The organism is Kribbella lupini (assembly GCF_039529595.1).
Classification (GTDB): Bacteria; Actinomycetota; Actinomycetes; order Propionibacteriales; family Kribbellaceae; genus Kribbella; species Kribbella lupini.
In genome coordinates this window covers 1007938-1021486 of the sequence record NZ_BAAANC010000002.1, presented here as the reverse complement: position 1 = coordinate 1021486, position 13549 = coordinate 1007938, and the positions used below count along the sequence as shown (strand labels likewise).

The following is a 13549-nucleotide window of genomic DNA, read 5'->3' as shown; positions in this document are numbered from 1 at the left end:
GGTGAGCGAATCGGAGGTTTGATGTGCGATACGAGAGCCGGTTCGACCCCGAAGCGCGCTGGCCGCAGCTCGGGCTCGGAGTGTGGGACGCCATCGAGCAGCACTGGATCGCGCGCAACCTTGCGGGCGACGTTGCGAGCTGGCACGCGGCGATCCTGAGCCTCCGTTACACCGAGGTGGGCGAACGCCCGGACGACTGCGCCTGGTACCGCGATCCGGCCCCGTACGTCGAACTGCACGTCACGGCGAGCCGTACCGAGGTCGCCATGTTGCACATGTGGGCTCGGGAGCCTGACGGCCTCCACGGCTACGTCACCTATCTCGAGCGACCCGCCAGCGATGGCGGACGGTGGGCGCCCGCGACGGCGCTCAGACCGTTGATGCCGGACGAAATGGAACAGTTCGCTGAGCGTCAAGCAGCTCGCCGGCGCGTGAGCGGGGCCGCCTGATGGCCGGTGCGCTCCGCGAAGGAGTAATCACGCTAGTCGGTGGTCTCGGAGACCGGTGGGTGTTCTACGTGTCCGACTGGGAGGACCAACGCCGAGCAGCCCAGAGCATGGGACGAACGGCGGACGAGTTCGCAGGCTGGCCGCTCGCCTACCGGCAGGAGTCGCCAGGCAGCAGCCGGTGGGTATGGGCGGCAAGCGACGACTGGCCCAGGTCGAGCACGTTGCACAACGCCGCCTAGCCAGCCCGGTCGCAGGCCGGTGCTCGACGACGCCGCTGTGGATACTGGGCCGCCAAGGATCTCGACCAGACCAGGCCCCTGACGGCGACGAGGTCGACTCGCACAGAGGACAGGAGTCGAGCGGCGCCGCGCCGAGGTACAGCAGCTGCGAGAGCTTGCTGAGGGCAACACACTGACCAAGGGTCATGAGCATCAAGCTCGGCCGCACCGAAGATGCGATTCGCTCGAAAGCACAGGCCGAGGCATCACCCTCGCGCTGGCGAACCGGACACCGTACGGCGACGTCTCCAGCTGATCACCACGCGTACGCGGTCCGGTGACAATTCGTGCAACCGGAGACGCACACCTCGATCTGGGCGCATGCTGGCCTTATGGCTCGGCACTGTGGCAAGTGCGAAGGGGCGGATGTCCCCGAACACCACCGCCTGTGCCCGCACCGCCGCCCAGGCTTGCGCGTAGGCAAGATCAAGGTCGTCGTCTGGCCGCCGTTCGGCGGGCGACCGGCGAAGCGGCGAGACTCCGATGCCTCCCGGGCGCGACGGACTGATTCGGCCGCGGTCCGGCTACCTGCGGACCTCACCGGCCCAGTCGAAGTTGACTAGCCAAGCTGGTCGAAGAGATCCCCTCCGAGTCGGCGCTGCCGGGCGGAAGCCGCTACGACGTGAAGTGGGACGGCTACCTTCACCGCGCTCTTTGTGCCGCGACAGAGGCGAGTGCGGCTCGCCAGGTGTTTAGGCGATCCGGTTCCGCCAAAGGATTAGGTTCTTGCGGGTGGTGAGGATGCTCGGGTGGTCTGGGCCGTGGATCCGCAGGCGGTCGGTGAGGAGCTGCTCGTATGCGGCTGCCGCTCCAGCTGCGTCGCCGGCTTCTCCGCGCCAGTGGGCCAGGTTGTTGCGGGTGGTGAGGGTGTTTGGGTGGTCTGGGCCGAGGGTCCGCAGATGGTCGGTGAGGAGCTGCTCGTATGAGGCTGCCGCTCCAGCTGCGTCGCTGGCTTGCCCACGCAAGGACGCCAGGTTGCCGCGGGTGATGAGGATGTCTGGGTGGTCTGGGCCGAGGACCCGCAACTGGTCGGCGAGGAGCTGCTCGTATGAGGCTGCCGCTCCAGCTGCGTCGCCCGAACGGCCGCGCCAGGATGCCAGGTTGCCGCGGGTGGTGAGGGTGTTTGGGTGGTCTGGGTCGAGGATCCGTAGCTGGTCGGTGAGGAGTTCCTCGTATGAGGCTGCCGCTCCAGCTGCGTCGCCCGAACGGCCGCGCCAGTGGGCCAGGTTGTTGCGGGTGGTGAGGGTGTTTGGGTGGTCTGGGCCGAGGACCCGCAAGCGGTCGGCGAGGAGTTGCTCGCACGCAGCCACCGCTCCCGCTGCATCTCCGGCTTGCCCGCGCATGGACGCCAGGTTGCCGCGGGTGGTGAGGATGTCTGGGTGGTCTGGGCCGAGGATCCGCAACTGGTCGGCGAGGAGTTGCTCGTAGGCGGCCACCGCGCCGGCTGCGTCGCCGGCTTGCCCACGCCAGGATGCCAGGTTGCCGCGGGTGGTGAGGGTGTATGGGTGGTCTGGGCCGAGGATCCGTAGCTGGTCGGTGAGGAGTTCCTCGTATGAGGCTGCCGCTCCAGCTGCGTCGCCCGAACGGCCGCGCCAGGACGCGAGGTTGTTCCGGGTGGTGAGGGTGTCTGGGTGGTCTGGGCCGAGAACCCGCAAGCGGTCGGCGAGGAGTTGCTCGTATGCAACCACCGCTCCCGCTGCATCTCCGGCTTGCCCGCGCGAGGATGCCAGGTTGTTGCGGGTGGTGAGGGTGTTTGGGTGGTCTGGGCCGAGGGTCCGCAGATGGTCGGCGAGGAGCTGCTCGTATGCAACCACCGCTCCGGCTGCGTCGCCAGCATCTCCGCGCCAATAGGCCAGGTTGCCGCGGGTGCTGAGGGTGTCTGGGTGGTCTGGGCCGAGGATCCGCACCTGGTCGGTGAGGAGCTGCTCGTATGAGGCTGCCGCTCCGGCTGCGTCGCCGGCTTCTCCGCGCCAGGACGCCAGGTTGTTGCGGGTGGTGAGGGTGTTTGGGTGGTCTGGGCCGAGGGTCCGCAGATGGTCGGTGAGAAGTTGCTCGTATGCAACCACTGCTCCGGCTGCGTCGCCGGCTTCTCCGCGCCAGGACGCCAGGTTGCCGCGGGTGATTAGGGTGCTCCGGTGGTCTGGGCCGAGGATCCGCAGGCGGTCGGTGAGGAGCTCCTCGTATGCGGCCACTGCTCCAGCCGCATCTCCGGCTTGCCCACGCAAGGACGCCAGGTTGTTGCGGGTGATGAGGGTGTCTGGGTGGTCTGGGCCGAGGAGCTGCAGGCGGTCGGTGAGGAGCTGCTCGAATGCGGCCGCCGCTCCAGCCGCGTCGCCGGCTTCTCCGCGCAAGGACGCCAGGTTGCCGCGTGCGGTGAGGGTGTCTGGATGGTCCGGCCCGAGGCGGTTGGCCGCCGTCAGGTGGAGAGTCGTGGCGGCTTCGATAGCTGTGGTAAAGAGGCCAGCCTTGCCTAGGCTTTGAACGGTGCGAAAGAGCAACGGGTGGGCGCCGTTCTCGCTGTCCCATAGTGCTCGCTCGTGCGGCCCTCCTGTAAGGGTGGTGGCGTTTGCACGTAAAACCCGGGCCTGATCCGAGTCGCGTTCGACGGAGGGCCAGATGTCTAGCAGTGCATCAGCGGCGGCGACGGCAGCGGCAGCAGCGGCAACAGTGGCGTTAGCCAGCAGTACTTCGTGCGCGCTGCGCTGGACAAGGACATGCAGTTGCAAGGTCGCGCTCGCTGTGTTCCAGGCGGCCAGGCTGAATCGGCGGAGATTCATCAACCCTCGTCGCACCACGTCGACGGTGACCTCACTATCGGGAAGGCTGATTCGCTTTGCGACATACTCGCCGACGGACTTAGCGGTAAGTACTCCGAAAGGAACCTCGTTAGGGCCCAGAAGACAGGCCAGCTCAAGGATCGCTGCTGCAATGCCTTGAGGTGGCGCCTGGTTAGCTCGTTCGATCGCCAATGTCATGGTCGCTGCGACTGTCCGGATTGACCCGTCAAAGAGTTCCTGCATGTGCGGGAACAGCTCGTCAAGTCTCCGAGTCTTGTCGGCGAATAGGTGGCGGTAGGAACTGCATGGCAGGTCTTGGTCGACGAGGTATGCGGATGCGTGACTGAGTGCCAGCGGCGAACGACCAAGGTCATTGGCGACACCTGTCAGGTCATCGGCCAATGATGCAGGCAGACGCTGCTGAAGGTAGTCGAATGCCTGACTAGCAGTGAAGACGTCGACGTCGATCCGATCGCGACCACTGAACAGGGAATCGTCTTGGCGGACGGTAGTCGCGACCACCCGGCCGCTGCCGGCCCTGGCGACCGGCCACAGCCCTGTTAGATCGGCTGCGTTCTCGACATTATCGAGCACAACCAACCACCGCACGCTCGTTGTAAGGAGCCAACCGAGGAACAACTGCGCGGCGGCTTCGGGCTCGTCAGGGGCGCCAATCCCCACCTGAGCCGCAGCTTGTGCAAATAAAGCGGTGGTACCAACACGACTATCAGCATTTGCCCAAACCACAAGATCCAGGTCACCAGCTGAGACAAGCTCTCGGGCGTAGGCCGCAGCGAGATGGCTCTTGCCGGTCCCAGATTGTCCACAGAGCACTGCGGTGCGACCGGCGGCTGCCGCGGCCAACAGCTGCTCACGCTGATGTTTTCGAGATTGGAAGTGCTTAGGTTCCTCGAGTGCCAACCCCAGCCATGAAGGCCAAGGGGCTCGCTTGGAATGAGGCCCGTAGGAGATTGTGAGATCTCGACCCACGTTGACGCGCTCCAGGACGGAGCTTGCCCAGCCCTTGTTGCTCGCGGCAGTTTCGGGCTCTACTGCCGCGTTTGAGGGCCCGCTGACCTATCGATTCCTGCCTCGACGACACCGATGTCTATGCCGCCACTCGTCTTGACGTCCTGCATGTGCACCGCAGAGCCGGCCGAACGGACCTCCTGGATGCGGATGAACTCTGCCTCGACCCCCGCGAGGTCAACCCCGAGAACCCCCACTGCCGCTTGGACACCTGGCGTGTCCCGGAGTGTCTTAACAAACGTTTGTGCCGTATCCAGCAAGTCCTGCTCTTCGTTCTCGCTAGCACCTGACAGCGCATCGGTCAGCGTTTCCTCCAAAGCCGCCCGCTGCACATCGGATCCCGGCTTGTTCTCAAGCGCCGCCACATCGACCTTGTGCCGACTCAGAAGTCCCTTCAGTCGTATGTAGCCGTCCTTTACGACCTGGGAAGCCGTGTCCTTGGCGCCGCTCGCTGCCCCCGCTACGACGGCAGCGACTATCAGTGATACAGGGTCCACAGACCCACCCCCTAAACGATCCGGAGACCCAGCTCCAGTGATGAAGAGACCAGTCTTCCTCACATAACGTCACCAAGTCGACCCCCGTGAGCTATTGATTGTGCACGTGCACGACCAGCAGCCGTATCTCAACAGCTGGCCGAAGAGTTCAGTCAACGTGCCGCGCCGTCATCGTCCGGAGCGGCACGTCGGCGCGGATCTTGTCGCGCCAGCGCAACGACACTGACCGGTTCCCCGATGTCGCCAGGGCCGCCGCAGCCCAGCTCGACGACGGCGCCGTGGTCGACGGCGAGCTGGTGATCATGGTCGACGGCCGGCTCAGCTTCGACGCCCTGCAACGGCGCCTGGTCACTACTCCTGCCAAGGCCCGCCAAATGGTCGCCTCGATCCCCGCGTCGTACGTCGCGTTCGACCTGCTCGCCTACGGCGGAGTCGACCTGCGGACCCAACGCTGGACCACCGAAGCCATGGGGATCGAGGGACTGGCGGTCAAGGGCGCCAGTTCGCGCTACGTCGGCGCGCGGCGTGAGTGGTTGAAGGTGATGAAGCGCAGAGACACCGTCGAGGTGATCTGCGGTGGAGTGATCGGACCCATCGAGCGGCCCGAAGTCGTGATCGCCGGCCGGTATCTCGGCGGCGACCTGGTCGTTGTCGGCCGCACCGTTCCGCTCACCGACGCCCAGTCGGCCGAGCTCGCCGCGGTGCTCCGGCCCGCTCGCCGCAACCACCCTTGGCCGGACGAGATCAGTTCGCAGCGGTGGGCAGGTCGAGACTCCAAGAAGCCGCTGACCAAGACCCGGCCCGACGATGTGGTCGAGGTCAGCGCCGATGCAGCGATCCAGGCTAGCCAATGGCGACACCCACTCCGATACGCAGGTACCGCGGAAACCTTCAGCCCGATGACGTCCCGACACTTCCCCTCGCCCAGTGACAGGTAGGAACGTTCGAGCGCAGCGACCTTCGCGTCTTTGCAACCCCCGGTCTTTACCGCGGCTTGAGCACTTCTAACCTGCGAGCTCTCGGCGGCAAAAGCTGCCTGTTCGACATCGGGCGGTCCTCGGGGTGGCCTTCACCAGCGGATACCCCGGAGCCGTACGGCACATGACGGGCCCTGCTGTGGTGTGGCCTCACCCCGAGGAGCATTTCTAGGATGCCTGAAGCCGGCTCGGCTTGCGGCTGGTTATCCACAGACCCCGGCCAACAGGACCGCGCCCCGAGCCGCTGGCCAAGAACTGCGCCGCTTCTTGACCCTGCAGTAAAGGCACGCCAGCGGTTTGAAAGTCGTCGCCGTGGTCAACGGTGCCTTTCGACCCCTGTCTCGATACGACGTGCATCGGCAGACGCGCCTTCTCACCCTTCAAGCTCGACGGGCGGCTCGTCGGGGCTGGCAGAGAAGACGGTCTGACCCTGGGGCAATCGGCTGCGTGACAATCCGCGATTTGCCCTTAGCTTGGACGATATCTGCTCTTTTCGCCTGGCCAACTCCGCATGTGGGAGCTTGCCAAGGCGTGTGACGTTAAAGTCAACGAGGATGCTGTGTAGCCGCTCAGCGTCTTCTTTATGCAACCTATGCTGGTAGTAGGCGAATAGCGCCAGTGTGTGAAGAACGTCGTCAACCGCCGGCACCTTGGGATGCCGTTCGAGCGTCCGGACAAGATATTTGGTCCAACCCGGCTCCTGTAAGCCGAACGCGAACAATGCGCCCATGACTGCCGCAAACGGCTCATTCACAAAAACAACGTCATCGAAGCAGCGGTCAAGGCTCTTGAGTAGCTTCCGCGACGAGAGAGATGTCAACATTCCACTGAAAGCGAGTAGAATAGGGGAGAGTTCGAGAAACATTTCAACGAAAGCATCCGCGCGGTTCTTTGGGACGCGACGCTGCTCGGCCAGCATACGCCCCATTTTTCCGAGCACCTCTTGATATGCCTCGTCCTGTTCATAAATCTGGACTTGGACGCCCCATACAAGCAGCACCTCGTGAAGTACACGCTTCTTTAGTTCGGGGTTTCGAATCAGGTCCGAATCGCGCAGTACATTCGAGACAAGGCGTAGTGCGGCGTCGATTCTTACGACATCTGGCGCATCTTCGATACGATCGAGAGGGAACGGGAGTTGCTCGGGCTCGTCGAAGCGGTCAAGCCAGTCCACTGATTCGTCACTGGATGATGCAAACTCATCATCTTCATCTTCGCTGTGGGCGCTCAGATCCAGTTGGGCGATCAAGGAATCTACGGACTGATGCGTCGGTGGTTTTTCAACTTCGACGAAAAGCCCAGATCCGTTGCGAGGGCGATCTGATGCGCCAAACAATGTCTCCGCAGCAATTTCGACCGTTCGGGCGTCACTCCTCATCAGCGCCGCATAATGTGAGATTATCGGCGCATAGTACAGTGGGCGCTCATAGAGTTTGTCGAGGAAATCCCGCGAGAACATGGCGTGCTTGGCGCTAAACAGGTGGAGATAGCTCGCTTGTCTGAACACCACTTGTCCGGCCCGTTCGGAAAGCAGGTAGCAGTCCTTGAAGCCTTGGAGAACTGAACTGGGATTTTCCTGCCAGTCGACCTCTTCGAAGTACTCATGGAAGACTCTGACTACGTCGTGCTCTGCTAGTGATCCTTTGTCCTGTCGGACAAATTCCGCCGCCAATGTTCCAAGCATGTCGGATCTGTCGCGGTGGTCGAGAATAAATCTTGAATCGTCGGACACTTCGCCGCGTCCAAGGAGCAAATTGACATACGTGTCAAGCAATGCCGTCTCGGACGTAACGGAGGCGAGCGATTCTCCATGTAAGAGTGTGCTGATAACCATGGAGAATACGAAGGGCGTGCGGGAAAGACTTAGGTGGTTAACGATCTCGATGGCCTTGCGGGCGAGAAAATTTGCGCGGCCCGGAGCCACGAGGGATGCCATTTTTTGCACGTCGCGAGTATTTAGCCTACCCAGATATCGCGAAGTCGCCGGAACGCCTGCCTCGCGCAGCTGGTCCCCGACAACAATCTCGGCGCCGATCTTGCAGCCGATTGCTGCCCAGGAGAACTCCTCCTTCGCCAAATCTGAGATGAGCCTAGTCAATTTACGCTGCGGGTAGATCGCGACGTTGTCCACCGCGAGTGCGATCGGAGGGAACTCGGCGCCTCGGCCCGATTTGATGCCGGCCAAGAGCAGCTTCTTCTCGACTGCGCGGCGTAGAGGCGAGGGGCCTGCTTTGAGATCATTGTGAAAATCGATAACGATGGGGACTTCATCCGGGTATAGCCGGGAGCGCTGGTCGACAAGCCATTCGAGGGAGCTGGTGAGGCCGGCGCCATCATCGCCGGCGAGTAGTAGCCGCTGCTCCGACAAGTCCGATTTGAGATCACATCGTTGAATACGGACACCATCTTCGAGGTCCTGCGACGCAACGAACTGTTCGTGGGTGACTGGCAGCAACACGGGGGGAATGAGAAGCTGACTCATGTCGAGACCGTCGACGCTGCCCAAATGTTCGGCGAGAATTGATGTGCGGCGCACATCCTCTTCGATTACCTCGGTCGCTCGCGAGGGATCGCTTGCGTCTATCGTCTGGACCGCGGCAGCTGGTGCGGGCCAGAATGACCTCAAGAACCCGTCTAGCTCGTCGTGGGAGTCGCCGTACGGCACAGGAACAATAGGCTCGTCCCGATGCTCTGTATTTAGTTGGGCCACCTCTGCTTTTGTGCACAGCCGATAATGGAGATTCTCAGTAGATGGGAAGGTATTTTTGAGCCATCTGCGCAGCGATCCAAAATTTGGATCGCTGAGACCTGAACCACACCCAATGAAAACTAGGCTTTTCGCCACCGCAAGTGCTTGCTCAAGTCCCATCGCTGCGTTATCTGCTGTGATTGCGGCATAGGTCTCGATCCCGAGGACGATGCTATCGGTCTCGGACCAGATGCCATGCAAGTGCCCGATCGAATTTGATCGACCCTGAATCACGGCTTGCATTTGGTCTGGTCGCTTCCAGACTGCGGATTGACGGCCCGACACTTCTTCCAAGATTTGATCGTAGTTGGTAGTCAGGATTGGGCACGCAAGTCCCACGATTGATTCGACGAGCGTCGGTGAAGTGACCTTAAGCTCGCCGACGTCGCGGCGCATCCATCGTTTGTAGGCCGCTTGCGCGTGAGCGCTGAGTTCCGTAGAGACCTTAGTTGCCGCTGATAGAAGCGAGGGCATGTGATCTGCTCCTCGCTGTAAGTCACCCCGAGCGCCCTCGGCCCACGTTTCGGGTAGGCCCGGAACGTTTTCCTCGACGTAGTCGATTCCAGAGCGTATGAGCCCGAGCCAGGATGCAGTTGGAGCGTTGTCCGTTGCGGCGACGCTGACTCCAGACCCCACGACTACGATCACACGATTGTTTCTGAATTCTTCAGCAAGCTCGCGCAGCAGCATGCCGCCCCCTCCGAAGCACGACTGGTTCCCCCCCAGTCACCAAGGGCGCAGCATCGCATAGAGGCCGGTGAATATCCAGTCCTCGCAAGCAAGAAGCGTTCCCAGGTGTGTAGCTCTGCACTCCTGCAGCAGGCGTGCTCGACGCGTCAGCCATGGGCAGTTCCGCACGACGGCGTCACCCCAAACTTCTGGGCCGGATGTATGACGAGTCTATGGCGCCGGCCGCTTGATTCGACCGTTGCGACCGAGCGCGCTTACGCGGCGCGGGGCCCTCCTGATGGATGAGTGCGCGGTCCGGCGATGTGCCCCGGTCCACTCGCTTTGTATCTAGTTCGCGGCTAAGGTGAAATTTGTGAGCGCCCTATTCATCTCCGCTGCCCCATCCGCTGGTGGTTTCTGGGAAAACAATAAGGATCTTCTAGCGCTAGGTGTCTCTCTGTTGGCCCTCATTGTGTCACTCGTGACTGCGAGGCAGAACGTAAACACCACAAAGGAACTCGCCCGGAAAGCCTCAATGCATGCTGAGAGGATGGCCCGCTCGTCGACGTATCAGCGTTTACATGAGCTGATGATAGAACCCGTCGCAGCTTCAGGCCGCCGTAAGCTGTTCCTGGCCGCGCGAGACGGTCAATTCCCCGGACTTGGAGACGATGGCTGGGATGAAATCAATTACTCCCTCGCGCTTTATGATACCCTCGGCGGGTATGTATACCGCGGGCAAGTCGACCGGGATGTCGTTCTCGACGCGTGGCATCATCCATTGGCAAACATAGCCGGTCCAGTCCGCGAGTTCGTGAACTACCGGGTTCAGCACGGCGTTGATCAGCCTTGGGCGTATCTCATGCAGTTGCTCGTCGATGGTGAGCAGTTCCCCTGTAGGTGTCCAACCTCAACTGAGCGATGACGTGAGGGCCGACTTCTTAGTTGACCACACTGAGTGGCGACCTAGATGACCTACCCGGGCGCGGTCCTCTGGGGCAGTGGACGAGTGCTGGCAACGGACGGGGCCGACGCATGTGTCGAGGTGCGCGAAGACCCTCAGTTGAGTAGCGCGTTGTGGACCAATAACGCGAACTCGCGTACTGGCACGTGCAGATTCCGCGGTGGTATCCGCTCGAAATCTCTAGCCGTCAGCTCCGTACCCCGGTCCCAGGTGCCGCGACAGTTTCCGCCGCTGGCACGGTCCCGAGTCCGGATCGATGGATCAGATTCGTGGCATCTTTCGTGGCATCAACTCACGGAGACGCATCGGAGATCCCGCCACGATTGACGGCAGTCGCGAAGCTCAAACGACCGATGAGAGCGGATACGACGGCGTCATTCCTCCTCGTAATGAGAAGGTCATCCGTTCGACTCCTCCTCTGTTGGGTCGAGATGGCCGTCAGGTGCTCAAGAACCCCAAGCAGCTGTAGCACCCCGACCCTGTGGCACCGGGGCTGTCAATGGTGCTGTCAATGAAGACGAGTCGGAACATGCCAAAAGCGGCAGTGATGACAGCCGCCAAGCCCACCAATCACGCTGGTGACAGTCCAGAGCGGGTGGAGCGTCCAACTTGTAAAGCGGTGGTTAGGGGTTCGAGTCCCCTCGTCGGCTCTTTGAATTGGGCTTATGTTTTGGTGGCTATGGAAGAAATGGCCCCGGCTGACTGCGGTGGCGTGCTCATACTTCGGTCGCGATTCGCGGCTGCGTGGGGGTCGGTCCGGCCTCGGCGCGGTATGGCAGCAGGTGGTGGAGCAGCAGGCCGGACAGGGCGGCGAAGGTGATTGCTCCGTAGGCGCCGTAGATCGTGAACTGGTTTTCCACGCTGATTCCGCCGAGGGTGGTCACGGTCCAGCCGAGCGCCCACAAGATCGGCAGGGCGGCGGCCCATGCCCAGCGTTGGTGGGTCTTGGCTGACAGCGCCAGGGTTTGCGCCGGGCCTAGGACGGCGCCGGTGAGGGTGCCCATCAAGGCCAGGTCGCCGAGTGTGGTGCCGTAGTCGACGGTCGTGGCGCCGAGTAGGAGACCCAGGCCCATACCGATCGCGGTGGCTGGTATCCAGGTGCGCGGATCGAGCCGTCGGCGGCTGACGAGCACCTGTCCGGCTCCTAGGACGGCGCCGGTGACTACGCCACCGAGCAGTGCGGCGAGGGCGTCGTTGACGCGTCCAGCGGTGAGGTTGCCGGCGATGCCGGCGATCGGGAAGGCGAGGAAGCCCGCGGTCCAGAGCATCCAGGTTCGGAGGAAGGCGGGTGGTGGTCGGTTCATGGTTCTCAGCTCCTGGGGTCCGTGCCGCCGGACCGGGCGGTGAGCCCGACGAGGTCGGCGCTCACCTCCCACAGTCGCGCGGCGACCGTTTCGTCATAGCTGCGGCGGGAGGACCGCGTGGGTTTGCTGTTGGCGTAGTAGCGGCCCGACGTCCGCTCGATCTGCGGCGCGGATGCTGTGTGGATGGAGGTTGCTGCGCCGCGGGTGGGGGATTTCATGAAGGGGCGCAGGACAGGGACGAGTAGCCGTTGGGCTCGGCCAGGGTCGCTGGCACCGAACGAGGTGCTCACCAGACCGGGATGTACGGCGTTGGCCGTGACTGCGGTGTGCCGCAGTCTCCTGGCGAGCTCGTAGGTGAACAGGACGTTGGCGAGTTTGGACTGGTTGTAGGCGCGGGCGCCGGAGTACGACTGTTCGCCCTGCAGGTCGTCGAAGTCGATGCGCCCCATCGCCTGGGCGTTGGAGGAGACGGTGACCACGCGGCCGGCGGTACTTCGCTTCAGGCTCTCGAGGAGCAGGCTGGTGAGGAGGAACGGTGCGAGATGGTTGAGGGCGAAGGTGTGCTCGAGTCCGTCGGCGGTGAGGTGGCGTGTGTTCCAGTAGCCGCCGACGTTGTTGATCAGTACATCGATGCGTGGATGGCGCTGGAGCACCTCGGCGGCCAGCCGCCGCACTTCTCGCTGGGAGGACAGGTCCGCGACGAACATGTCCACGTCCTGACCGCCCGCCGCGCGGATCTCGCGCGCCGCATCGTCGGTACGTGCTGGGTCTCGCCCGGCGATCAGCACCCGGGCGCCCAGCTTCGCCAGGCCGAGGGCGGTCGCCTTGCCGATTCCTCCGGTACTGCCGGTGATCAGAACAGTTCGGCCGTTCATGCGGTCTCGTTCAGCCGGCATCCCTGTTCACCCGCCTGAGCAGCAGGACGCCGAGCACGACCAGCCACGCACCCCACAGGTAGCTGCCGAGGAGGCCGCCCAGTTCCCACACCGGTACGCCGGGGACCGCGGTGGACAGGATGTCGCCCTGATTGACGAAGTACAGGGCGCTTGCGAGCAGTCCGAGCCAGCCCGTCCACGCAGGCATCACTCGGGACCGCAGGATGATGACGCTGACCGTGACGGACCAGGCGACAGCGAGAGACTGGCCGAGATGTTCCCCGAGCAGCGCGCCGCCGTACTGATGCTGAGCAGTCCAGGCCGCGGCCACCGCCGCGCGAGTGCTTTCGTCGCCACTGACGTAGGAATCGGCCAGAGCCGGTACGACGAACACCCAGCGGAGAAACCCGATCAACGACAACAACACCGACGCGGCACCCAGATAGGTAGCTGTCCGCAGTGCAGCATCGCCGCGACGAGCCAACGCTGTCGGCAGCAACAAGATCGGCACCGCCAGTACGGCGTACGTCCAGGCGACCGCGAACCACGTCCACACCAAACTCGCACCACCGGCTGCGAACTCGGGGAGTACGACGTCGGCAGGTTCGCGCAGGATGTCGGGCCAGTCGAACGTGATCGACAACACCGTCGCCGCGATCGTGAACGCCACCGTCGAAGCGATGAACAAGAGGCCAGTCACCACAACGGTTCTGCGGCTGGCGCCAGCTGTCGAACGTCCCACCGCGACAGGCCGCCCGGCCACTTCGCTCGTGTGCTCCGTGCTGATTGTGCCCATGCGAACCGCCCCCAGCACGGCACGAAACTGTGGCAACCCTGAGGGGTTGCTGAGCGCAAGATCTGACCGCGCTGGCCACAGCATGTTCCTTTCCACGAGCCCTGTCCAGGCTCGACAGCAGCGGGCGCCGAGACGCTGATGGTAGACAGGGCTCGCGAATAGGCACATGCTGGCGATTGAGCCGC

The 13549-nt window shown here is 63.1% G+C and carries 9 protein-coding genes; 3 read left to right on the top strand and 6 right to left on the bottom strand.

Annotated elements, in window-relative coordinates; genetic code table 11:
• The first annotated feature begins 23 nt into the window (after nucleotides 1-23).
• Complete coding sequence (locus tag ABD235_RS18065) at nucleotides 24-449, top strand: hypothetical protein (protein WP_344175386.1); 426 nt, start codon at nucleotides 24-26, stop codon at nucleotides 447-449.
• Between the two features lie 970 nt (nucleotides 450-1419).
• Here ABD235_RS18065 and ABD235_RS18060 read toward each other — a convergent pair.
• On the bottom strand, nucleotides 1420-4425 hold the full coding sequence (locus ABD235_RS18060) for a tetratricopeptide repeat protein (protein ID WP_344175384.1): 3006 nt from the start codon (nucleotides 4423-4425) through the stop codon (nucleotides 1420-1422).
• Nucleotides 4426-4553: 128 nt separating this feature from the next.
• Nucleotides 4554-5030, bottom strand: a complete 477-nt coding sequence (locus tag ABD235_RS18055; RefSeq protein WP_344175382.1) for a hypothetical protein — start codon at nucleotides 5028-5030, stop codon at nucleotides 4554-4556.
• Nucleotides 5031-5128: 98 nt separating this feature from the next.
• Here ABD235_RS18055 and ABD235_RS18050 point away from each other — a divergent pair, with 98 nt between their 5' ends.
• A complete protein-coding gene (locus tag ABD235_RS18050; protein ID WP_344175380.1) occupies nucleotides 5129-5968 on the top strand; it encodes an ATP-dependent DNA ligase in 840 nt (279 codons plus the stop codon).
• A gap of 412 nt (nucleotides 5969-6380) precedes the next feature.
• On the opposite strand, the gene ABD235_RS18045 is transcribed toward ABD235_RS18050, so the two are convergent.
• On the bottom strand, nucleotides 6381-9446 hold the full coding sequence (locus ABD235_RS18045; protein ID WP_344175378.1) for an SIR2 family protein: 3066 nt from the start codon (nucleotides 9444-9446) through the stop codon (nucleotides 6381-6383).
• A 352-nt stretch (nucleotides 9447-9798) separates the two neighbouring features.
• Here ABD235_RS18045 and ABD235_RS18040 point away from each other — a divergent pair, with 352 nt between their 5' ends.
• Nucleotides 9799-10350 (top strand): hypothetical protein, encoded by a 552-nt coding sequence (locus tag ABD235_RS18040; protein WP_344175376.1) that lies wholly within the window; start codon nucleotides 9799-9801, stop codon nucleotides 10348-10350.
• A 755-nt stretch (nucleotides 10351-11105) separates the two neighbouring features.
• Here ABD235_RS18040 and ABD235_RS18035 read toward each other — a convergent pair.
• The 3 genes from ABD235_RS18035 to ABD235_RS18025 are packed head-to-tail and all read right to left on the bottom strand — an operon-like array spanning nucleotide 11106 to nucleotide 13268.
• Entirely contained in the window at nucleotides 11106-11693 is a 588-nt protein-coding gene (locus ABD235_RS18035) for a hypothetical protein (protein WP_344175374.1), read from the bottom strand.
• A gap of 5 nt (nucleotides 11694-11698) precedes the next feature.
• Entirely contained in the window at nucleotides 11699-12568 is an 870-nt protein-coding gene (locus tag ABD235_RS18030; protein ID WP_344175373.1) for an SDR family oxidoreductase, read from the bottom strand.
• Between the two features lie 10 nt (nucleotides 12569-12578).
• A complete protein-coding gene (locus ABD235_RS18025; RefSeq protein ID WP_344175371.1) occupies nucleotides 12579-13268 on the bottom strand; it encodes a DUF4386 domain-containing protein in 690 nt (229 codons plus the stop codon).
• Nucleotides 13269-13549 lie beyond the last annotated feature (281 nt).

What these genes read in the sequence shown, in the direction of transcription:
- ABD235_RS18045 (WP_344175378.1), bottom strand. Translation starts at nt 9,446, where the DNA reads ATGCTGCTGCGCGAGCTTGCTGAAGAATTCAGAAACAATCGTGTGATC.
- ABD235_RS18035 (WP_344175374.1), bottom strand. Translation starts at nt 11,693, where the DNA reads ATGAACCGACCACCACCCGCCTTCCTCCGAACCTGGATGCTCTGGACC.
- ABD235_RS18030 (WP_344175373.1), bottom strand. Translation starts at nt 12,568, where the DNA reads ATGAACGGCCGAACTGTTCTGATCACCGGCAGTACCGGAGGAATCGGC.